Annotated in this window: 17 protein-coding genes; 13 read left to right on the top strand and 4 right to left on the bottom strand. The window is 64.3% G+C overall.

Annotated elements, in window-relative coordinates; genetic code table 11:
* Positions 1-83 precede the first annotated feature (83 nt).
* Together AC0L2R_RS04560 and coaA are read left to right on the top strand one after the other, a co-directional pair.
* On the top strand, positions 84-410 hold the full coding sequence (locus AC0L2R_RS04560; protein ID WP_023796915.1) for a phosphoribosyl-ATP diphosphatase: 327 nt from the start codon (positions 84-86) through the stop codon (positions 408-410).
* A 24-nt stretch (positions 411-434) separates the two neighbouring features.
* Positions 435-1,394 carry a type I pantothenate kinase gene (gene coaA / locus AC0L2R_RS04555; protein ID WP_128244588.1) on the top strand — a complete coding sequence of 320 codons (960 nt, stop codon included), beginning with the start codon at positions 435-437 and terminating at the stop codon, positions 1,392-1,394.
* A 127-nt stretch (positions 1,395-1,521) separates the two neighbouring features.
* On the opposite strand, the gene AC0L2R_RS04550 is transcribed toward coaA, so the two are convergent.
* The 4 genes from AC0L2R_RS04550 to AC0L2R_RS04535 form a co-directional block, all read right to left on the bottom strand.
* Positions 1,522-2,139, bottom strand: coding sequence for an alpha-ketoglutarate-dependent dioxygenase AlkB (locus AC0L2R_RS04550; RefSeq protein ID WP_473507869.1), 618 nt, complete (start codon positions 2,137-2,139; stop codon positions 1,522-1,524).
* Between the two features lie 112 nt (positions 2,140-2,251).
* Positions 2,252-2,731, bottom strand: a complete 480-nt coding sequence (gene lysM, locus AC0L2R_RS04545) for a peptidoglycan-binding protein LysM (protein WP_473507868.1) — start codon at positions 2,729-2,731, stop codon at positions 2,252-2,254.
* A 180-nt stretch (positions 2,732-2,911) separates the two neighbouring features.
* Positions 2,912-3,349, bottom strand: coding sequence for an alternative ribosome rescue aminoacyl-tRNA hydrolase ArfB (arfB, locus tag AC0L2R_RS04540; protein ID WP_023796911.1), 438 nt, complete (start codon positions 3,347-3,349; stop codon positions 2,912-2,914).
* A gap of 139 nt (positions 3,350-3,488) precedes the next feature.
* Positions 3,489-5,099 (bottom strand): phosphoenolpyruvate carboxykinase, encoded by a 1,611-nt coding sequence (locus AC0L2R_RS04535; RefSeq protein WP_473507867.1) that lies wholly within the window; start codon positions 5,097-5,099, stop codon positions 3,489-3,491.
* Positions 5,100-5,442: 343 nt separating this feature from the next.
* Here AC0L2R_RS04535 and AC0L2R_RS04530 point away from each other — a divergent pair, with 343 nt between their 5' ends.
* The 11 genes from AC0L2R_RS04530 to addA all read left to right on the top strand — a co-directional run bounded on the left by AC0L2R_RS04530 (position 5,443) and on the right by addA (position 22,866).
* On the top strand, positions 5,443-6,144 hold the full coding sequence (locus AC0L2R_RS04530; protein ID WP_023796909.1) for a response regulator transcription factor: 702 nt from the start codon (positions 5,443-5,445) through the stop codon (positions 6,142-6,144).
* 140 nt (positions 6,145-6,284) lie between these two features.
* Positions 6,285-8,066: a stimulus-sensing domain-containing protein gene (locus AC0L2R_RS04525; RefSeq protein WP_473507866.1), complete on the top strand. Its 1,782-nt coding sequence runs from the start codon at positions 6,285-6,287 to the stop codon at positions 8,064-8,066.
* Between the two features lie 215 nt (positions 8,067-8,281).
* A complete protein-coding gene (locus AC0L2R_RS04520) occupies positions 8,282-8,743 on the top strand; it encodes an HPr kinase/phosphorylase (RefSeq protein ID WP_473507865.1) in 462 nt (153 codons plus the stop codon).
* Positions 8,744-8,905: 162 nt separating this feature from the next.
* On the top strand, positions 8,906-9,307 hold the full coding sequence (locus AC0L2R_RS04515) for a PTS sugar transporter subunit IIA (protein ID WP_027152037.1): 402 nt from the start codon (positions 8,906-8,908) through the stop codon (positions 9,305-9,307).
* Complete coding sequence (locus AC0L2R_RS04510) at positions 9,304-9,600, top strand: HPr family phosphocarrier protein (protein WP_023796904.1); 297 nt, start codon at positions 9,304-9,306, stop codon at positions 9,598-9,600. The genes AC0L2R_RS04515 and AC0L2R_RS04510 overlap by 4 nt, the downstream gene beginning before the upstream one ends.
* A gap of 189 nt (positions 9,601-9,789) precedes the next feature.
* Positions 9,790-11,190: an adenosylhomocysteinase gene (gene ahcY, locus AC0L2R_RS04505; RefSeq protein WP_128168861.1), complete on the top strand. Its 1,401-nt coding sequence runs from the start codon at positions 9,790-9,792 to the stop codon at positions 11,188-11,190.
* Positions 11,191-11,377: 187 nt separating this feature from the next.
* The gene (locus AC0L2R_RS04500) at positions 11,378-13,957 is read left to right on the top strand and encodes a sensor histidine kinase (protein WP_473507864.1); all 2,580 of its coding nucleotides are present in this window, start codon (positions 11,378-11,380) and stop codon (positions 13,955-13,957) included.
* A gap of 8 nt (positions 13,958-13,965) precedes the next feature.
* Entirely contained in the window at positions 13,966-15,477 is a 1,512-nt protein-coding gene (gene tsaE, locus AC0L2R_RS04495; protein ID WP_473507863.1) for a tRNA (adenosine(37)-N6)-threonylcarbamoyltransferase complex ATPase subunit type 1 TsaE, read from the top strand.
* Complete coding sequence (locus AC0L2R_RS04490; RefSeq protein ID WP_473507862.1) at positions 15,474-16,244, top strand: nucleotidyltransferase family protein; 771 nt, start codon at positions 15,474-15,476, stop codon at positions 16,242-16,244. Before tsaE ends, AC0L2R_RS04490 begins: the two co-directional genes overlap by 4 nt.
* Positions 16,241-19,360, top strand: coding sequence for a double-strand break repair protein AddB (gene addB / locus AC0L2R_RS04485; protein ID WP_473507861.1), 3,120 nt, complete (start codon positions 16,241-16,243; stop codon positions 19,358-19,360). Before AC0L2R_RS04490 ends, addB begins: the two co-directional genes overlap by 4 nt.
* Positions 19,357-22,866 (top strand): double-strand break repair helicase AddA, encoded by a 3,510-nt coding sequence (gene addA / locus AC0L2R_RS04480; RefSeq protein WP_473507860.1) that lies wholly within the window; start codon positions 19,357-19,359, stop codon positions 22,864-22,866. The genes addB and addA overlap by 4 nt, the downstream gene beginning before the upstream one ends.
* Positions 22,867-22,920 lie beyond the last annotated feature (54 nt).

Below are 22,920 nucleotides of genomic sequence, written 5' to 3'. Positions count from 1 at the left end.
CCCGAACCGAAGGTCCGCGCCAGCCAAAAAGGGGGAACCGGTTTCGGAAAAGATCATGCTTAAACAAGCAGATAGATGGCGCCATGGCTGAGTTTTCGCTCTCCGATCTGGAGACAATCATCAGGGAACGCGCGCATTCCGGCGATCCGGATTCGTGGACGGCAAAGCTGTTCGCGCGCGGCATCGACAAGGCGGCGCAGAAGCTCGGCGAAGAGGCGGTCGAAACGGTGATCGCGGCCGTTGGCGGTGACAGGCAAGCCCTCGTTTCGGAAAGCGCCGATCTCATCTATCATTGGCTCGTCGTTCTGGGTGTCGCCGGCGTTCCGCTTGCCGATGTCCTGACCGAACTCGAGCGCCGCACCGGTCGCTCGGGCATCGCCGAAAAGGCGTCTCGGCAGGACCGGGGCTGATCGCTGCGGAGGGCAGGAAACTCGATGGACCAGCTCGCCCCCACCGAGAAATATTCGCCCTTCCGTTTTTTCTCGGCGGAAGAATGGTCGCAGTTCCGCGCCGACACGCCGATGACGCTCGGCGAGGACGAGATCCGTCGCCTGCGTTCGCTCAACGACCCGGTCGACCTCGAAGAGGTCAAGCGCATCTATCTTTCGCTATCTCGGCTGTTGTCGGCCCATGTCGAGGCCAGCCAACTGCTGTTCAGGCAGCGCCAGGCCTTCTTCAACGCGGGGGATGTCGTCAAGACGCCCTTCATCATCGGCATTGCCGGCTCCGTCGCGGTCGGCAAATCGACCACGGCGCGCGTTCTCAAGGAATTGCTGGCGCGCTGGCCGTCGAGCCCCAAGGTCGATCTGATCACCACCGACGGCTTCCTGCTTCCCAACGAAATCCTGCGCCGCAACAATTTGATGGAGCGCAAGGGCTTTCCCGACAGCTACGATGTCGGCGCCCTGCTGCGTTTCCTGTCGGGCATCAAATCGGGGCAGCGCAATGTCCGCGCGCCAGTCTATTCGCACCTGACCTACGACGTCGTTCCCGGCGCGTTCCAGACCATCGACCGGCCGGACATATTGATCTTCGAAGGCATCAACGTCCTCCAGCCGGGCAAGCTGCCAAAGGACGGCAAGATCGTGCCTTTCCTGTCGGATTTCTTCGACTTCGCCATCTATATCGATGCCGAAGAGGAGCTGATCCATCAATGGTACATCGCCCGCTTCATGCGGCTGCGCGAGACCGCCTTCCGCGATCCGGACTCCTTCTTCCACCGCTATTCGCAACTTTCGCAAGCAGCGGCCCGCGCCATCGCCGAAGGCCTGTGGGCCAACATCAACCTGAAGAATCTGCGCGAGAACATTCTGCCGACGCGAGCCCGCGCCGATCTCATCCTGCGCAAGGGCGCCAATCATCTGGTCGAGGAAGTGGCGCTCAGGAAGCTGTAACGAAGCGGTTAACGGCGCTTTAGGCAGTGCCCGCTATCGTTCGATTGCAAATTCCAGAGCATTTGTCGGGAGCAGCCGGTGATCAATATGCCTGCATTGCGCCGGCCACCGCTTTTGCGCGACAGCATTAGCCAGGATAGGTCACCCGCCGCAGCGTCAGATTGATCCGCCCGCCGTTCCTGAGCAGTGCCGAGGTCGACGCATAGATACGGTCGACGCCGTGGAAACACAGGCGGCCTTCGCCGCCAAGCACGACGACGTCGCCGCTTTTCAGCCTGAACGATTTGGTGCCGCCTTCGCGCGTGCTCTGGCCGACCCTGAACAGGCAATCGTCGCCCAGTGAAACGGAGACGACCGGCGCGGAGAAATCGATCTCGTCGCGGTCCTGATGAAGGCCCATCTTCGCGTCGGGCGAATAGAAATTGACCAGGCAGGCCTCCGGCGGATGGGGATAGGCAGACACCTCGCGCCACAGCTCCAGCAGCACGTCCGGGATCGGCGGCCAGGGCGTTCCGGTTACCGGGTGCGTCGGCTGGTAGCGATAGCCGTGCTGCTTGTCGGTGATCCAGCCGAGCGAACCGCAATTGGTCATACGCACGCTCATCTCCTTGCCGGTGCGCGGCATCGCCGGCACGAACAGCGGCGCTTCCTGCACGACCTGCCTCACATCCTCGACGAGCGCTTCCTGCACGGCGCGGGACAGATAGAGGGGCATGTGGCGGACGCCTTTGGGCAGAACGAGCATGGTCGTTTGATCCGTTGGTCTGCAAACGACCAGAATGCCACCATCACACGAAAACGGCGACCCGAAAGCCGCCGCCATTGTCGATTGCTGTTGCCGATCTGGCCCGATCTGGTCAGGCCTGGTCGAGATCCGGGATGCGCAGGACCTGCCCTGGATAGATCTTGTCCGGGTCGGTCAGCATCGGCTTGTTGGCCTCGAAAATGACCGTGTTCTTCGTACCCTTGCCCTTGCCATAGCTCTTTTCGGCGATCTTCCAGAGATTGTCGCCTTTCTTGACCGTGTAGAAGGTCGGTTGCTTGGCCGGGGCTGCAGGCGTGCCGGCCTCGGGCGCGGCGACCTGCAATTCATCCGCCTGCACCTTGGACACGCCGAGCGTGTTGCCGACGGCGATGATGGCTTTTTCGAAGATCGACTGGTCCTTGACCACGCCTTTCAGCACAGCCGTGTCGCCCTTGACGTCGACTTCCACATTGTCGGTGCCGAGCGCGTGCGAATCGAGTTCCTTCTTCAGCGTATCGGCGGTTGGCTCCGGCTCATCGTCGCCGAAGCCGAGCTTCTTGCCGACGCCCTTGACGAAATCAAACATGCCCATCTGCGGTCTCCTTGCTGTGGCGAATACCGAACTTGCCACCTGCAACCTCGAATTGGAAGCGGTCTCGACTGCGATCGACGTCGCGCCTGCCGCATCGGCCCAGAACTCGGAATCGATTTTTCGAAAAGCACCATGCGTGGCTGCCCGAGCGCGCACCTTGTGCGTCCGGGTGGACGCGCGTCAATCGTCGTCCACCCGACCGCGCAGCTTCTTGATCGTGCCGCGCCCAGCCTTGGTCTTCAGCCGCCTTTCGACCGCGCCTTTCGACGGCCTCGTCTTCTTGCGCGGCGGCGGCGGCGGTTCGGCGGCCTTGGCAACCAGTTCCGCAAGCCGCGCCCGGGCGTCCGCCCGGTTCTGCTCTTGCGTGCGGAACCGTCCGGCCTCGATGACGATGACGCCGTCCTTGGTGGCGCGCTGGCCGGCCAGCCTTATGGTTCGCTCGCGGACGCGCTCCGACAGGCCAGGCGCATTCGCCGCATCGAAGCGCAATTGCACCGCCGTCGCCACCTTGTTGACGTTCTGGCCGCCGGGGCCGGACGAGCGGATAAAGTCCTCGTGCAGGTCATCCGGATGGATCACCGCATCGTCGGCAATGATGATCTTGTCGTCGGCGTTCATGCCGCAGTCATGGCGCGGCGAACGAAAAAAGAAAAGGCCCCCCGGGTCGGGCCTTCCCGATCCCGGCCCGGGCGTTCCCGATCCCCAGGTGGGGCCCTTGCCTGATCCCGGTCGCGGGTCGGGCATCCAGATGCGGCGACTATTCCGCGGCTTCGCGCATGCGCGGCGCGGCGCCGAGCACGATGGCGTCGACATGCGGTTCGAATTTTTCGAAATTGACGGCGAACATGCCGACCAGCCTCGCCGCCTGCAGGTCATAGGCTGAGGTATCGGCCCATGTCGATCTTGGATCGAGAATGGCACGGTCGACGCCCGCGACCGCCACCGGCACCTCGAAACCAAAATTGGCGTCGGTCCGGTAATCGGCCCCTTTCAGCGAGCCGTCGAGCGCCGCGGCGAGCAGCGCCCGCGTTGCCTTGATCGGCATCCGCTTGCCGGTGCCGTAGGCGCCGCCGGTCCAGCCGGTGTTGACCAGCCAGCAATCGACACTGTGATGGGCGATCAGCTCGCGAAGCAGATTGCCGTATTCCGACGGATGGCGCGGCATGAACGGTGCGCCGAAACAGGTCGAAAACGTCGCTTCGGGTTCGGTGACGCCCTTTTCGGTCCCGGCCACCTTGGCGGTGTAGCCGGAGAGGAAATGATACATCGCCTGCGCCGGGGTCAGCCGGGCGATCGGCGGCATCACGCCGAATGCGTCGGCGGTCAGCATGATGATGTTTTTCGGGTGACCGGCGCGGCCCGTCTTGCTGGCGTTGGGGATGAAGTGGAGCGGATAGGCGCAGCGCGTGTTTTCAGTGAGATTGCCGTCGTTGAAATCCGGCACGCGGCCCGCGTCGAGCACCACATTCTCCAGCACCGTGCCGAAGCGTTGGGTGGTGGCGAAGATCTCCGGCTCGGCTACGGCCGAGAGCTTTATCGTCTTGGCATAGCAGCCGCCTTCGAAGTTGAAGATGCCATGCGGACCCCAGCCGTGCTCGTCGTCGCCGACCAGCGTGCGCGACGGATCGGCCGACAGCGTCGTCTTGCCGGTTCCCGAGAGGCCGAAGAAGATCGCCGCGTCTCCGCCGGCGCCTTCATTGGCCGAGCAATGCATCGGCATCACGCCCTTCGCCGGCAACAGATAGTTGAGCACGGTGAACACCGATTTTTTCATTTCGCCGGCATAGGAGGTGCCGCCGATCAGCACGATCATGCGCGTCAGATCGACGGCGATCACCGTTCCGGTTCGGGTGCCGTGGCGGACGGGATCGGCACGGAACGACGGCAGGTCGATGATCGTCAACTCGGGCACAAAATTCTCGAGCTCGGCGGCTTCCGGGCGAATGAGCAGATTGCGGATGAACAAGGAGTGCCAGGCAAGCTCCGTGACGACCCGGGTCGTCAGCTTCAAGCCCTCATCGGCGCCGCCGACCAGGTCCTGCACATAAAGATCCTTGTCCGCCGCGTGGGCGCGAAAATCGGCGAGCAGCGTGTCGAACTGGGCCGGCGAGATCGCCTTGTTGTTGTCCCACCAGACATGCGGCCCGGTGGTCTCGTCGCGGACGACGAATTTGTCCTTGGGCGAGCGGCCGGTGTGCTGCCCGGTCTCGGCGACCAGCGCGCCATGCGCGGTAAGCCGGGCCTCGCCGCGGCGGATCGCTTCCTCGTAAAGGACGGCCTCGCCGAAATTATAGCGCACCGCGCCGGTGGTTTTCAGGCCGATCCGGTCGATCGCCCATGCGGGATTGCGTTTGCCGGCTTCCGACATGAGGGGTTCCTTCTTCGATTGCAGCATCCTGGCCGGCGAACTTCCGGAGCCCCCAACGATGGAGACTGTAACGGTCAGAACCAGAAAAGCCAAATGATATCAAATATTTAATCGATTTAAATAATTTGAAAGTTGTTTAAATCGTTTATATGTGCGAAAAATCAGGCGGGTGCCCAAAGGATTGGCGGTCTGTATCGGTCCAATCCATGTTGAGGTGAGATTGTGGCCGCCGGCATGCCGCTCGTGACAGCGGACGAAGCCTGTGCCACATTTTGTACCTAATTTGTCCTGCAAAGCCCCTTCTCGACCAAAGAAGGGACAGCTCATGAGGGAGCCACTTGAAATGGCAACAATCGCGCTTGTCGACGACGACCGCAACATTCTGACTTCGGTGTCGATCGCCCTCGAATCGGAGGGGTATCGCGTCGAAACCTATACGGATGGGGCGTCGGCGCTGGAAGGTCTGGCGGCGCGCCCGCCGAATCTCGCCATCCTCGACATCAAGATGCCGCGCATGGACGGCATGGAGCTTCTGCGCCGGATGCGCCAGAAATCCGACCTGCCGGTGATCTTCCTGACCTCCAAGGACGACGAGATCGATGAGCTTTTCGGCCTCAAGATGGGCGCCGACGACTTTATCCGCAAACCCTTCTCGCAGCGTCTTCTGGTCGAGCGGGTTCGCGCCGTGCTGCGCCGTGCCAGCGCCCGCGAGGCGTCGGCCAAGACGCCCAACCAGCAGGCCCGCTCGCTTGAGCGTGGCCAGCTTGTCATGGATCAGGAGCGCCACACTTGTACCTGGAAAGGCGAGCCGGTGACGCTTACCGTCACCGAATTCCTGATCCTGCATTCTCTGGCCCAACGCCCCGGTGTGGTAAAAAGCCGTGATGCGCTGATGGATTCGGCCTATGATGAGCAGGTCTATGTCGATGACCGCACCATCGACAGTCACATCAAGCGGCTTCGCAAGAAGTTCAAGGCCGTCGATGATGACTTCGAGATGATCGAAACCCTTTACGGAGTCGGATATCGGTTTCGCGAAGCGTAATAGGCAATAGGCAGTAGGGAATAGTCGGTAGTCAGTTTTGAATGGTGCGAACGGCCACTTAGCATCGCCGCGACCTCAGCCAACCATTTCTCTATTCCCTACTGCCTACTCACTAATTACTAAGCGGGGGCTGCTATTCGATGGCAGTGGACGTAGAGCGAGTGAGACGGACGAGCGCCCGGCGCCCGTCGCGGATTCTGCCCGCATTCCTGTCGAGGATCACGGTGCCGATGCGCCGCTTCCTCGGCCACCATATCTTTTCCAGCCTGACGCGGCGCATTCTCTTCCTCAACCTCGCCGGCCTGGCCGTCCTGGTCACCGGCATTCTCTACCTCAACACGTTTCGCGACGGGCTCATCGATGCCCGCGTCGAGAGCCTGATGACCCAGGGCGAGATCATCGCCGGCGCGATCGCGGCATCGGCGACGGTCGAGACCGATTCGATCAGCATCGATCCGGAAAAGCTGCTTGAACTGCAGGCCGGCGAAAGCCTGGGCCCCGGCTCCGATCAGCTCGACAATCTGGACTTTCCGATCAATCCTGAGCGCGTCGCGCCGGTGCTCAGGCGCTTGATTTCGCCGACGCGGACGCGCGCCCGGATCTATGACCGCGACGCCAATCTTCTGCTCGATTCGCGCCACCTCTATTCGCGCGGCCAGATCCTTCGCTACGATCTGCCGCCGACCGACAAGGAAGAGCCCGATCTTCTCGAGCGAATCCAGAAATTCGTCTTCGACTTCTTCCGCAACACCGCGCTGCCGGTCTACCATGAGCAGCCGGGCGGCAACGGCGCTGCATTTCCGGAGGTGGTCAAGGCGCTTACCGGCAGCCCGTCGACCATCGTCCGGATCTCCGAACAGGGCGAGCAGATTGTTTCGGTCGCCGTGCCGATCCAGCGCTTCCGCGCCGTCCTCGGCGTGCTGATGCTGTCGACGGAAGGCGGCGACATCGACAAGATCGTAGCGGCCGAGCGCAAGGCGATCCTGCGCGTCTTCGGCATTGCCGCCCTTGTCACCGCCATCCTGTCGATGCTGCTTGCTTCGACCATCGCCAACCCGCTGCGCCGGCTGTCGGCGGCGGCGGTCAGGGTGCGGCGCGGCGTCAAGAATCGCGAGGAAATCCCGGACTTCTCCGATCGGCAGGACGAGATCGGCAATCTGTCGATCGCCGTGCGCGACATGACCAATGCGCTCTACGCCCGCATCGAGGCGATCGAAAGTTTCGCGGCCGACGTCTCGCACGAATTGAAGAACCCGCTGACCTCGCTGCGCAGCGCGGTAGAGACCCTGCCTCTGGCCAAGAACGAGGCGTCGCGCGCCCGGCTGATGGAGATCATCCAGCACGACGTCCGGCGGCTGGACCGTCTCATCACCGACATTTCCGATGCCTCCCGTCTTGACGCCGAGCTCGCGCGCGAAGACGCAGGAACCGTGGATCTCAAGAAATTCATCACCGATCTGGTCGACGTTTCGCGCACGGCCACGCGCAACAAGAAGACGGTCGACATCGAGTTCAAGGTCGCCAAACTGCCGCAGGGCGTCAAAGGCTATTTCGTCGCCGGCCATGACCTGAGGATCGGCCAGGTCATCACCAACCTGATCGAGAATGCCCGCTCCTTTGTTCCTGAGGAGCGCGGCCACATCACCATATCGTTGGCGCGCGCCGGCAAGGTCAACATCATCACCGTCGACGACAATGGTCCCGGTATAAGGGCCGACAACATCGACCGCATCTTCGAGCGCTTCTACACCGACCGGCCGGCCGGCGAGGCGTTCGGCCAGAACTCGGGTCTTGGCCTGTCGATCAGCAGGCAGATCGTCGAAGCCCATGGCGGCACGCTGACCGCCGAGAACATCCCGGGCACCAAACCCGGCGAGATCAAGGGCGCGCGTTTCGTCGTGACACTGCCGGCGGAAGGCTGACGCATGATCCCGAAAAGTGGGAACCGGTTTTCGGACAAGATCATGCGTGAACCAAAAAGCATGATCCCGAAAAGTGGGAACCGGTTTTGGGACAAGATCATGCGTGAACCAAAAAGCATGATCCCGAAAAGTGGGAACCGGTTTTCGGACAAGATCATGCGTGAACCAAAAAGCATGATCCCGAAAAGTGGCGACCGGTTTCCGGACAGGAACTCATGCGTGAGCCGACTGTGAAGGCTGAGAACATTCACGGCACGGCGATCCTGATCGGCGAGCGTGGTGTCCTCATCACGGGACCGTCCGGGTCGGGCAAGACGACGCTGGCGTTCGCCCTCATCGATCATTGCCGCCAACGTGGATTGTTTTCGCGGCTGATCGGTGACGACAGGCTACTCGCGGCCGATCACGCGGGGCGGCTGGTCTGCCGGGTGCCCGCTCCCATCGCCGGCCTCGCCGAGGTGCCCGGATTCGGCCCGCGGCCATTGTCGTTCGAGCCCGGCGGCGTCATCGACCTTTGCGTCCGGCTGGTCCCGGCAAGCGAAATGGACCGCTTCCAGGAAGATGCCAGCGAGTTCATCGCGGGCTGTCCGGTGCCGCGTATTGATCTCGCCGAACGCAATGTTCCGGCGGCCCTGCCGGCCGTGATGGCGCGGCTGCCAATTGCGCCTTTCGTATGATGCGATTTCGAATTGTTGCTGCAATGCGTCAAAATGGCCTGCGCCTGTGCAATTTTGGGCTTGTCAACGCGCCTCGCGTCGACAAGATAGCGCTCCCGCCGCCTGAAAAGGCCGGCGAGCATGAAACGCCTGTGAAGCGGCGATGACGGGAGCCACCAAAGAATGATCGGACTCGTGCTTGTAACGCACGGTCAACTGGCCGCCGAATTCCGCCATGCCGTGGAACATGTCGTCGGGCCACAAGACAGTTTCGAGACCGTCGCGATCGGCGCCGATGACGATATGGAGCAGCGCCGCAGCGACATCATCGATGCCGTTGCCCGTGTCGACACGGGAGCGGGCGTCATCGTCTTGACAGACATGTTCGGCGGCACGCCGTCCAATCTTGCAATTTCGGTGATGGAATCCGGTCGCACCGAGGTCATTGCCGGCATGAACCTGCCGATGCTGATCAAGCTGTCCAGCATTCGCAAGGGCGACAATATGAGCGCAGCGCTGGACGAGGCGCAGGCGGCCGGCCGCAAATACATCAATGTCGCCAGCCAGCTTCTGAGCAGCAAATGAGCGCGCTGTCGGCCAACAAGGGTGACATCGTCCGGGAATTTCCAATCGTCAACCAGCGTGGCCTGCATGCCCGCGCCTCGGCAAAATTCGTTCAGGTTGCCAGCGGCTTCGACGCCTCCGTCCAGGTCGAGAAGGACGGCGTCACGGTTGGTGGCACCTCGATCATGGGCCTCATGATGCTGGCGGCAAGCCCTGGCTATTCGATCCGCGTCACCGCCAGCGGCCCGGAGGCCGAGCAGGTGATCGACGCGCTGGAGCAACTGGTCGCCTCCCGCTTCGGCGAAGAGTCCTGACGCCTGGAGCGCGTCGCGGCTGAACCCGATTTCGCGCCGGCGCCTCTGAGGACATGCACGGATAAAGATTTCTTTATATCCCATTGTCGTCCGACCGACGATCTGCTAGTCAGGCCGGCAACTCGCGCCCTTCGACACGCCTTCCGGCGCGGGCGCATCCCGAAGACAATTCTTGATCGGAGCACTGCCATGACGGGTAGCAATGACTATGTGGTCGCCGACATCTCGCTTGCCGGCTGGGGCCGCAAGGAGATCGAGATCGCCGAAACCGAAATGCCGGGCCTGATGGCCTGCCGCGAAGAATTTGGCAAGGCGCAGCCGCTCAAGGGCGCGCGCATCACCGGCTCGCTGCACATGACCATCCAGACGGCGGTGCTGATCGAAACGCTGAAGGCGCTCGGCGCCGAGATCCGCTGGGCCTCCTGCAACATCTTTTCGACCCAGGACCATGCGGCCGCGGCCATCGCCGAGGCCGGCATTCCGGTCTTCGCGGTCAAGGGCGAGTCGCTCGAGGACTACTGGGTCTACACCGACAAGATATTCCAGTGGGCCGATGGCGGCACCTCCAACATGATCCTCGATGATGGCGGCGATGCCACCATGTACATCCTGATCGGCGCGCGCGCCGAAGCCGGCGAGGATGTGCTCTCCAATCCAGGCAGCGAGGAGGAAGAAATCCTGTTTGCCCAGATCAAGAAGCGGATGGCGGCATCGCCCGGCTTCTTCGCCAAGCAGAAGGAGGCGATCCGCGGCGTCACCGAAGAGACCACGACCGGCGTCAACCGGCTCTATCAGTTGCAGAAGAAGGGCCTGCTGCCGTTCCCGGCGATCAACGTCAACGACAGCGTGACCAAGTCGAAATTCGACAATAAATATGGCTGCAAGGAATCGCTGGTCGACGGCATTCGCCGCGGCACCGACACGATGATGGCCGGCAAGGTTGCGGTCGTCTGCGGCTATGGCGACGTCGGCAAGGGCTCTTCGGCGTCGCTCAAGGGCGCCGGCGCCCGCGTCAAGGTCACCGAGGTCGATCCGATCTGCGCATTGCAGGCGGCAATGGATGGCTTCGAAGTCGTCACCCTCGAAGATGCCGCCCCGACCGCCGACATCATCATCACCACCACCGGCAACAAGGATGTCGTCACCATCGACCATATGCGGGCGATGAAGGACATGGTGATCGTCGGCAATATCGGCCACTTCGACAACGAGATCCAGGTGGCGTCGCTGCGCAATCTGAAGTGGACCAACATCAAGCCGCAGGTCGACATGATCACCTTCCCGGACGGCAAGCGGATGATCCTTTTGTCGGAAGGCCGCCTGCTCAATCTCGGCAACGCCACCGGCCACCCGAGCTTCGTCATGTCGGCGTCCTTCACCAACCAGGTGCTGGCCCAGATCGAGCTGTACAGCAAGCCCGGCCAGTATCAGAACCAGGTCTATGTCCTGCCGAAGCATCTCGATGAAAAGGTCGCGCGCCTGCATCTCGACAAGCTCGGCGCCCGGCTTACCGAACTGTCCGGCGAACAGGCCGCCTATATCGGCGTGACCCCGCAGGGACCGTTCAAGCCGGAACACTACCGCTATTAACCACAGCGGAAATTACCACTAGATATTGAGGCCGGGCGATTGACTTTCGCCCGGCTTTATTTTTGCGCCGATTGATTCTTCACGCCGATTCGCGCAAGCGCTATGGTGCTGATTCGCGGGCCCAGGGACGAGGGCCGAAGCCCGCATCAGGGCGGTCTTGCATTCAGGCGGCGAAGAGGACCAGGACATGCCGGGGGATTACCCGCCTTGCGCGGGACAGGCCGTTTCCGGCGGCCACAACGATATGGTGACCACGGGTTCCGCTGCCAGAGGCGGAAGCCTCTTATGGCGCGCTGGCGCCCGCGTCGGAAAATTGCTTGCTTCTTCCGCGCTCGCCGGCCCGCTGCTTGGCCTTTCGGCACACGCTGGACCGGCTGCTGCATCCCACGCGGCTGCGCCCAAAGCCGGGCTGTCGGTCAGCACGGTCGAGGTCATGCAACTCGCCATGTTTGTCGGCGTCATGGGCGCGGCGCTTGTCTCGGCCATTTTCCTGATCCGCGAACGGGCGCGCACCTCGGCCCAGAATGGCGAACTCAGAGCCCGCCTGGCCGACGTCAACGCTGCGCTGCAGCGCTCCGAGGCGCTGCTCAACCTGCGCGGCCAGCGTGTCGTCGTATGGGCATCGGAAAACAAAAAGCCCGAGCTCGTCGGGACATTGCCGGTTGAAAGCGGGGCTCCGGAAGACCGTGCCGCCTTCCTCGCCTTTGGCCGTTGGCTGATGCCGCGCTCGGCGGCGGCGCTCGAGAATGCCGTGGCGGGACTGCGGGAAAAGGCGAAGCCGTTCGATCTCGTCATCGAATCGCAGGCCGGGGCGCCGCTCGAAGTGCACGGCCGCAAGAGCGCAGCACACGTGCTCGTCCGCTTCGTCTCGCTTTCTGAAACGCAGCGAAGCGAGGCTAGGCTAAGAATTGAGAACCAGCGCCTTGCCGCCGACTATGACACCATGCTCGGTCTTTTCAACGCACTCAGCATGCCAGCCTGGCTGCGCTCGGCGGACGGGCGGCTGAAATGGGTCAACCGCGCCTATGCCAGGGCCGTCGAGGCGGAAAACGCCGAAGCTGCGGTTCGCGACGCGAAGGAGTTCCTGGGCGGCCAGGCGCGCGATGCAATCGCTGCGCAGCACAAGTCGCATCCCGTCTTCGAGCAGGCGCTTTCCACCGTAATCGAAGGCGACCGCCGCATGTTCGCCGTGACCGACTTCGCCGGCGCGGACGGCTCGGCGGGCCTCGCCTGCGACACCAGCGCCATCGAAACGATCCGTAGCGAATATGAGCGGACCGTGCGCAGCCATGCCGACACGCTCGACCAGCTCAACACCGCCGTGGCGATTTTCGATACCGATGAAAAACTGCGGTTTTTCAACCAGGCGTTTCAGAAACTATGGGGTCTCGACGCCGGCTTCCTGCACAGCGCTCCGGACAACGCCTTGTTGCTCGACCGGCTGCGCAGCGAAGGCAAGATCGCCGAGCAGCCCGAATGGCGGCGCTGGAAGGAAAGCCTGCTTGGCGCCTATCGCGCGGTCGAGTCGCAGGAACATTGGTGGCATTTGCCGGACGGCAAGACCATCCGCGTCGTCGCCAATCCGCAGCCCAAAGGTGGCGTCACCTGGGTGTTCGAGAACCTGACCGAGAAGATGGACCTTGAAAGCCGCTACCAGACCGCGGTGCGGGTCCAGGGCGAAACGCTCGACAATCTTGCCGAAGGCGTAGCCGTGTTCGGCCCCGACGGCAGGCTCAGATTTTCGAACCCTGCATTCGCAGCACTTTGGGGGCTCGACGCCGACGCCGCCAAGCCCAACGTTCACGTCTCCACGATCCGCGATCTGTGCGACCGGCGCGCCGCCGACAGCCCTTGGCGCGGCTTCGTTGCCGCCGTCACCGGTTTCGACGACGAGCGCCGCGACCGCCACGGCCAGACCGAGCTGAACAACGGCACCGTCCTGCGCTACGCGATGATCCCGCTGCCCAACGGGCAGGTGATGATGACCTTCGTCGACGTCACCGACAGCGTCAATGTCGAGCGGGCGCTGAAGGACAAGAACGAGGCGCTGGAAAAATCCGACCAGCTCAAGAACGAGTTTGTGCAGCACGTCTCCTACGAGCTGCGCTCGCCGCTGACCAACATCATCGGTTTCACCGAGCTGCTTTCGCTGCCCTCGACCGGGCCATTGAACCAGAAGCAGCGCGAATATGTCGAGCATGTCAGCTCGTCTTCCTCGGTCCTGCTCACCATCGTCAACGACATCCTCGACCTGGCGACCGTGGATGCCGGCATCATGGAACTCGATATCTCCGAAGTTCACGTCGACCGGACCATCGCTGCCGCTGCCGAGCTTGTGGCCGACCGGCTGGAGGAGCATGCGATCAGGCTCAAGATCGATGCGGCCACTGCGCCAAAGACGTTCCACGGCGACGAAATCCGCGTTCGCCAGATCCTCTACAACCTGCTGAGCAATGCCGCGAACTACGCTCCTGAGGCGAGCACCATCACGCTCGCCTGCCGCTCGCTTGCCGAAGGCGTGGAATTCTCCGTTCACGACGATGGTCCCGGCATGCCGCCGGAACTGCTCGATTCGGTGTTCCGCCGTTTCGAACCGCGCACCAATAGCGGCCGCCGGCGCGGCCCTGGCCTCGGCCTGTCGATCGTCAAGAGCTTTGTCGAGCTGCATGGCGGCAGTGTCCGCATCGAAACCGGCAAGGACATGGGCACCACCGTCATTTGTGCCTTTCCCGACACGCCGTCCGGCATCCGCGCGGCGGCCGAGTAGCGCGCTCGATGGCAGGCGTGGTGCTAGAGCGTTTTCTGGCCGACGAGGCTGCGACCGCAAGGCTGGGCGAGGATCTGGCCATGTCACTGCGCCCCGGCGACGTGCTGGCTCTCAGAGGCGATCTCGGCGCCGGCAAGTCGAGTTTGGCCCGGGCGCTGATCAGGGCAATGACCGACGATGCCGGTCTCGACGTGCCGAGCCCGACCTTCACGCTCGTCCAGAGCTATGAGGCGCGCGTCCCCGTCCATCATTTCGACCTCTATCGCCTGTCCGCGGCGTCCGAACTGGACGAACTGGGCTTCGACGAGGCGCTGGCGCAAGGCGCTGCCCTGGTCGAATGGCCGGAGCGGGCAGAGGCCTATTTGCCAAAGACTTCGGTGCTGATCGAACTCGTCCATCAGGACGACGGGCGCCTGGCGAGATTGTCGGGACAAGGCGCTGCCTTCGAGCGCGCGGCGCGCTCGCTGGCCATGCGCAATTTTCTCGAAACAGCCGGCTGGGGTGAAGCGCAGAGACGCTATTTTATCGGCGACGCCTCGGCCCGCTCTTATGAGGTCGTCTCGCTGGCCGGCCTGCCGCCGCGCGTGTTGATGAACTCGCCGCGGCTGGTGCTCGGGCCGCCGGTCCGCGACGGCAAGCCCTATGCGGTGATCGCCCACACCGCGCAATCCGTCGCCGCCTTCGTCGCCATCGATCGGGCATTGCGGGCCGGCGGCGTCAGCGCCCCGGAAATCCACGCGCAGGACCTGGACCAGGGCTTTCTTCTCATGGAGCATCTCGGCTCGGAAGGGTTTCTCGGCCAGCACGGTCAGCCGCTGGCGGAGCGCTATGCGGCGGCGGCCGAACTGCTTGCCATGATGCACGGCAAGACGTGGCCCGATCGCATCGAGGCCGCGCCCGCCGTCTTTCACGATGTCCCGCCTTTCGACCGCGACGCCATGATGATCGAAGCCGAATTGCTGCTCGACTGGTATGTGCCGGCAATCACTGGCGGCCCGGCAAGCGATGCCTTGCGCGCCGGCTATGCCAAGCAATGGAACGCGGCCCTCGACCGGCTAGAGGGGCGCGAATACACGCTCATGCTGCGCGACTTTCATTCGCCGAACATCATCTGGCGCGGCGAGCGTAGCGGTCACGATCGCCTTGGCATCGTCGATGTCCAGGACGCGCTGATCGGCCCCTCCGCCTATGATCTCGCCTCTCTCGCCATGGATGCCCGGGTTACGATCTCGCCTGAGATCGAGCGGCGGACGCTCGATGCCTATATCGCCGCTCGCCACAAGGCTGGCGTTTTTAACGAAGACGAATTCGTCGAGACCTATGCGATCATGGCAGCGCAGCGCAATTCGAAGATCCTCGGCATTTTCGTCCGGCTCGAAAAGCGCGACGGCAAGCCCTATTATCTGAAACACCTGCCGCGCATTCGCGATTATCTTCGGCGGGCGCTGGCGCATCCGGCACTTGCCGGCCTGCGGGATTTCTACACCGCCCACGGGCTGCTGGAGGAGCGGCCGCCGTGACGACACGCCCCAAAACCGCAATGGTGCTTGCCGCCGGGCTGGGAAAGCGCATGCGGCCAATCACCGACACAATGCCGAAACCGCTGGTCAGGATATCAGGCAAGACGTTGCTTGACTGGAGCCTGGACGGCCTGGCTCGCGCCGGCGTCGACAAGGCCATCGTCAACGTCCATTACTTTCCCGAGCAGATCGTCGCCCACGTCGCCGCGCGCCGCGCGCCGCGCGTCGTTATTTCCGAGGAAAGCCAAAGACTGCTCGATTCCGCCGGCGGTATCGTCCATGCTTTGCCGGAACTGGGAGGGGCTCCCTTTTACATCGTCAACGCCGACACCTTCTGGATCGACAGCGGCGTGCCCAACCTTGCCCGCCTCGCCCTTGCATGGGACGCGGCGAAAATGGATATTCTGCTGATGCTCGCGGATTCCCAGTCGGCAACCGGACACAGCGGCGGCACCGATTTCCTGATGGCGCCGGACGGCGCCTTGCGGCGTTCGAAAGGCGACCCGACAGGCCTGATCTATGCCGGCGCGGCGATCGTCCATCCCAGGCTTTTCAAGGATGCGCCGGCCGGCCCACACTCGCTCAACGCCTATTTCGATGCGGCCATCGCAGGCGGCCGCCTGTACGGCATGGTGATGCACGGCCATTGGATCACCGTTGGCACGCCCGACGCCATTCCGCTTGCCGAAGCGGTCGTTGCCACCGCTCTTGCTGAGTCGCCCGGCACTCTTACCGAGTTGACCAGCGCTCTCACCAAGTTGAAATGAGCGGCTCCCGCCGCGTTTCCTCGATCCCGCCCGGAGCGCCGTTTCTGCCGACGCTGGCCGAGGCCTTGCTGTCAGGGCGGCTTGTTCCCGGTTTCCGCTTCGACGGCGATCCGCTGGCGCTGGCCGACGCCACCATCTACGTGCCGACGCGCCGCGCCGCGCGGGCGCTGCGCGGCGTCTTCGTCGACTGTCTGGGTGGCCGCTCGGCGATCCTGCCGGTCATCCGCCCGCTCGGCGAGTTTGACGAGGACGAGGCCGCGTTCGAGGCCGACGCATCGGCCGCCATCGACCTCGCGCCGCCGATCGCCGCGATCGAGCGCCTGCTGCTGCTGGCGCCGCTGGTGCGCGCCTGGAAACGCCGCCTGCCGGCGCATGTCGCGGCACTTTTCGACGAGGAGATCGTTGTGCCGGCGTCGGCCGCCGATGCCATCTGGCTGGCGCGCGACCTGGCCCGGCTGATGGACGAGATCGAGACGGAAGGCACGGACTGGACCAGGCTCGCCGATCTGGTGACCGGCAACCTCGCCGGCTGGTGGCAAGTGACGCTCGACTTCCTGAGCATCGTCACCGAAAACTGGCCGAATCTCCTCGAAGAACGCAATCGCTCCAACCCGGCTGCGCATCGCAATGCGCTGATAAGGCTGGAAGCAGCGCGGCTGAAGCGCAATCCGCCGACCGGGCCGGTGATCGCCGCCGGCTCCACCGGGTCCATTCCCGCCACCGCTGAATTGCTTGCGGTGATCGCCGGCCTGCCCAGCGGCGCGGTCGTGCTGCCCGGCCTCGACCTGATGCTGGATGAGCCGTCATTCCAGGCAATTGCGGTGCCCGGCGCGCGGCCGGCCTTGCTTGGCCACCCGCAATACGGCCTGGCAAAACTGATCGGCAAGATCGGCGTGCTGCGCGGCGATGTCGAGGAGATCGCCGTTGCCGAAAGGCCGCTCGCGCTGCGCGCCGCACTTGTCGGCGAGGCGCTGCGGCCGGCGGAGACCACCGAACTGTGGGTCGAGACGCGCGCCCGCTTTACTTCAGGCGATATCACCGAGGCCTTCGCCGACGTGACGCTGCTCGAAGCCGCCGGCGAGCGCGACGAAGCGGTGGCGATCGCCGTCGCGCTGAAACGCGCCGTCGAACAGCCCGGCCAGCGCGCCGCGCTCGTCACCGGCGACCGCGCCCTGGCGCGGCGCGTCTCGGTCGAGCTGTTGCGGTTTCGTGTCGTCGCCGACGATTCGGGCGGCACACCGCTCATCAACACGCCAGCCGCCAGCCTGCTCAGACTGGCGCTTCAGGCGGCGTTCCGCCCCGGCGATCCCGTGGCCCTGCTGTCGCTGCTCAAGCACCCGCTGCTTGGCCTCGGTCTGGAACGCACAAGTGTCCGTCACGCGGCGGAGATCGTCGAACTGGTGGCGCTGCGCGGCGGCACCGGCCGCCCCGACGCCGCCTCGCTGCCGGAGCTCTTCGAGGCCCGCCTCACCGGCCTGGGCAGCACCCGGCCACCGTTCTGGTTTTCCCGCCTGACCGTGCGAAACATCGAAGGCGCCCGCGAACTGCTCGTCCGCCTTGCTGCTGCGCTGGCGCCGCTGATTGCCTTTCGCAGTCAAGCCGAAGCCGACCTTGCCGAATTGACCCGGGCCAGCGTCGTCACGCTCGAAGGTCTCGGCCGCGCCGCGGATGGCAGTCTGAGCGAACTCTATGCCGGCGACGCCGGCGAAAAGCTCACCGAGCTCTTGCGCGGGCTGGTCGCTGCCTCGGCGTCGTTCTCCTTCGGAGCCGACGAATGGCCCGATGTGATGGAGGCGCTGATCGCACCCGAGACGGTCAAGCCGGCACAAGGCACCGACAGGAACATCGCCATCTGGGGTGCGCTGGAAGCCCGGTTGCAGAACGTCGACACGCTGGTCGTCGGCGGGCTCAACGAAGGCGTGTGGCCGCGCAAGCCGGAAAGCGACCGCTTCATGTCCCGGCTGATGAAGACCGGCATCGACCTCGAGCCGCCCGAACGGCGCATCGGCCTGGCCGCCCATGATTTCCAGATGGCGATGGGGGCGAAGAAAGTGGTGCTGGCGCGCTCCGCCCGCTCCGGCGACGCACCGGCGGTGCCGTCGCGCTGGCTGCAGCGCCTGCTGACCTTCATAGGCAAGGACCATGCGGCGGTGCTTCGCCGGCGTGGTAATGAATTCCTGTCCTGGGCCCGTGCGCTCGATGCCGGCGAACGAAGAGACTTCGCGCCGCGGCCGCAGCCGAAGCCACCGCTGGATGTGCGGCCGCAACATTTCTCGGTCACCGAGATCGAAACGCTGCGCCGCGACCCTTACGGGATCTATGCCAGGAGGATCCTCCGCCTGATGCCGCTCGATCCGGTCATCCGCGACCCGGGCGCTGCCGAACGCGGCACGCTGTTTCACGCCATCCTGCATCTTTTTTCGCGGACCGTGGCCGATCCGCTTGTGCCGGAGGCGCTGGACGGTCTCATTGCCGCCGGCCGCGCATGCTTTGCCGAGGCGGCCCTTCCTCCCGATGTCGAGGCGGTGTGGTGGCCGCGCTTCGAAAAGCTCGCCGCCGGCATCATCGAATGGGAGCGCGGCCGCGCCTTCGCCGTGACAATGCGGCATGCCGAGGAGCACGCCGAGAAAACAGGCGTCGGCCAGTCCGGCGTGACGCTGTCCGGCTATGCCGATCGTGTCGATCTCCTGGCCGGCGGCATGGCCGACGTCCTGGATTACAAGACCGGCTCTTCGCCGTCGAAGGCGCAGGCCCATACGCTGCTTTCGCCGCAACTGGCGCTCGAGGGCGCGCTGCTCAGGCGAGGCGCCTTCAAGGGGCTAGGCGCGCGCGAGCCGTCGCAGCTGGCCTTCATCAGGCTGAAGCCGAACGGCGAGGTGTTCGAGGAATCCATCCTCGAATACAACCGCAAGCCGCGAACCGCCGCAGACCTCGCCGAGGAGGCCTGGGCGCGGCTCGAAAAACTGCTGATCCACTATGCCAACCCGGCGACCGGATACCTGTCGCGGGCGTTGCCGTTCCGCGAGGGCGAGACCGACGGCGACTACGACCATCTCGCCCGCGTGCTCGAATGGTCTGCCGGGGGCGACGCCGACGACGAGGGAGGGGAGGCATGAAGAAGGCCTATCCCATCCCGACCGATACCGCCGTCAGCCAGGCAAGCGCCTCAGATCCGCAAAATTCCGCCTGGGTGTCGGCCAACGCCGGATCGGGCAAGACCCATGTGCTGGCCCAGCGTGTCATCCGTCTTCTGCTGCGTGGCACCGATCCGTCGAAGATCCTGTGCCTGACCTACACCCGCGCCGCCGCCGCCAACATGTCGAACAGGGTGTTTTCGACATTGTCGGAATGGACGGCGCTTGGCGACGCAGAACTGGCGACAAGGATAGAGGCGCTGGACGGTCGCCAGCCCAATCGCGAAGCCATGCGCCGCGCCCGCCGCCTGTTCGCCGAGGCGCTGGAGACGCCCGGCGGGCTGAAGATCCAGACCATCCACGCCTTCTGCGAATCGGTGCTGCACCAGTTCCCGCTGGAAGCCAACATACCGGCCCATTTCGAAATGCTCGATCCGCAGATGGAGGCGTCGCTCTTCGCCGCCGCCCGCCGCGACATGATCTCGGGCACGGCGGCCGGCGATGCGGAACTGGCCGACGCTTTCGCCACCATTCTGGAACGCGGCGGCGAACATGGGCTTGACGCCTTGCTGGCCGAGATCGTTCGCAAGCGCGAAGGTCTGCGCGCCTTCATCAGCGCGGCTGGCGGCGGTGGTTTTCAGGCGCTGTTCGACGAGTTCAGGTTTCGCGCCGGCCAGACCGCCGATGGCCTGGCGGCGTCCGTCTGGCCGCTGCCGGGCTTCCTGCCGGACTATTTCATCACCTTCGCCCGTGCTGCGGAAGCCGCCGATGCCCGCACCGTACTCAACAACCTTCTGCCCTATGCGCGCCTTGCCTTCGCCGAGGATGATCCGGTTCGCCGGCTGCATCTGCTGGCAAAAGCCTTCCTGCGAGGCGATGGCGAGCCTTATGAGCCGGCAATGTTCAAGAAGGCGTTGCTCGACCGGTTGCCGGATCTTGCCGAGCGCTATCTGTCAGCGGTCGATGCCATTCTCGAAATCTCCGACCGATTGGCCTTGTTCAGGATGCTGGAGGGCACACGTGCCGCGCTGACCATCGCCGACTGGCTGATCGCCCGCTACGAGCACTTGAAGCGCGCCCGCGGCTTCCTCGATTTCAACGACCTCATCACCCGGACGGTCAATCTCCTGGCGCGGCCCGACGCCGGCCCCTGGGTGCAATACAAGCTCGACCAGGGCATCGACCATATCCTGCTCGACGAGGCGCAGGACACCAGTCCCGACCAGTGGGAGGTGGTGAAGCGACTGGCCGAGGAATTCTTTGCCGGGCTCGGCGCACGCGACAATGTTCACCGCACGGTGTTCGCCGTCGGCGACGAAAAACAGTCGATCTATTCCTTTCAAGGAGCGGCGCCCGACTCCTTCGCCGACTCAAGGCTGCTGTTTTCCGCAAAAGTGCGCGACGCCAAAGCCGCCTTCGCCGATCTCAAGCTGACCTGGTCGTTCCGCTCGACCGAAGACGTGCTTGCGGCGGTGGACCGTGTCTTTGCCGACCCGCTCGTGCGGCGCGGCATCAGCCACGATCCCGACCCGCTGACCCACAAGGCGATCCGCAGCGATGCGCCGGGCTATGTCGAGGTCTGGCCGTCGATCGGCGCCGACGTCGTCGACGAACCCGACGACTGGACGCAAGCCGTCGACCACGCCCATGCACCGGCGGTGCGTGTTGCCGAAAACGTCGCGACAACCATTGCCGGCTGGATCGGCGCCGGCGAGGTCATCGAAGGCCGCGGCAAGAAGCTTCGACCCGGCGACGTGCTGGTGCTGGTGCGCAAGCGCGATCGTTTTGTCCATGCGCTGACGCGCGCGCTGAAGCGACGCGACATCCCGGTCGCCGGCGCCGACCGCCTGAGCCTGCCCGGCCACATCGCGGTCAAGGACCTGATCGCGCTCGGTCACTTTCTCGTCCAGCCCGAAGACGATCTGTCGCTCGCCGCCGTGCTGCGCAGCCCGATTTTCGACGTTTCGGAAGAGATGCTTTTCGCGCTCGCCGGCGTCCGTCCGTCCGGCCTCTCGCTGATCGCATCGCTCAGGCAGCAGGCAGGCGAAAGCGCTGCCTTGGCCGCAATCGCTGCCCAACTCGACACATGGTCTGATGAAGCCGCATTCAGGCCAGTGTTCGAATTCTATGCCGGGGCTCTCGCCCGCGACGGCTTGCGCAAGAAAATGATCGCGCGGCTCGGGCCGGAGGCCGGCGACATCCTCGACGAATTCCTGAGCTTCTGCCTGGCCGAGGAGCGGACCGGCCTGCCGGGACTGGAATCCTTCCTGGCGACGCTGGAAAATGCCGGCCCCGAGATCAAGCGCGAAATGGACCAGACCCGCGACGAGGTTCGGGTCATGACCGTTCATGCCGCCAAGGGCCTTGAGGCGCCTGTCGTGTTCCTGGTCGATGGTGGCTCGGCGCCGTTCAGCGATCAGCATCTGCCGCGACTGATGCCGTTCGATGGCTCGGGCCAACACTGGGACGGCAAGGGCTATCTCTGGCGTTCGGCCGGCGATGTCGCCAATGGCTTTTCGCGGGCCGCTTCGGTTCGCGCGCGCGAACTGGCCGACGACGAATATCGCCGGCTGCTCTATGTCGGCATGACCCGCGCCGAGGACCGGCTGATCGTCTGCGGCTATCACGGCAAGCGGGCGCCGAATACCGGCACCTGGCACTCCATCGTCAGCCGCGCGCTGGTCGGCGCGCCCGAAAGCATCGAGCGGCAGCACCCCGCCACTGGCGAGACCGTGCATCGCTTTCACCTGACAAAATTGCCGCCGGTCGCGCAAGTGGCCGCCGAAGCGGCGCGGCAGGCGCAACAGTTCGAGCCGCTGCCGAAGAGCCTGTTCCAGCCCTTGCCGCCCTTCGAGGAACTGCCGCGGCCGCTGTCGCCGTCCGGCGCCTCGGCGCTGATCGACGAGGCCAGGCAAGCCGTAATCGACACCGGCTCGCCGGTGCTGGACACCGAGGCAGAACCTGGCTTTGCGGTCATGCGGGGGCTGGCGCTGCACAAATTGCTGCAGATGCTGCCCGGCATTGCCGAGACCGAACGCCGCGATGCCGCGGAGCGCTACCTCAAGCGCGCTGGCGCGCAATGGCCTGAAACCGAGCGCGACAAGGCCTTGGCTTCGGTGGCGACGATCCTTGCCGACAGCCGCTTCGATCAGCTGTTTGCGCCGAATTCACGCGCTGAGGTCGCGGTCATGGGCAGCCTGGAGGTCAAGGGCAAGCTGCGCTCGATCTCCGGCAAGATCGATCGGCTGGCGGTGACATCAGGCAAGGTGTCGATCGTCGACTACAAGACCAACCGGCCGGCGCCTGCAGCGCTGGCGGACATTCCACCGGCCTATGTCCTGCAGCTCGCGCTCTATCGCTCGCTGCTCCAGCCGCTTTATCCCGGGCATAAGGTCTCGGCGGCGCTGCTGTTCACTGAGGCGCCACGTTTGATCGAGCTGCCGCCGGCGGTGATGGACGACGCTCTTGCCCGACTCACGGGAGCGTGACACAACAGCTGCTTGAAGAAGGGCGCGATCACCACCACATTTGGTGCGACAATA

The organism is Mesorhizobium sp. WSM4820 (assembly GCF_055811075.1).
This window is presented reverse-complemented; position numbering and strand designations above follow the sequence as displayed.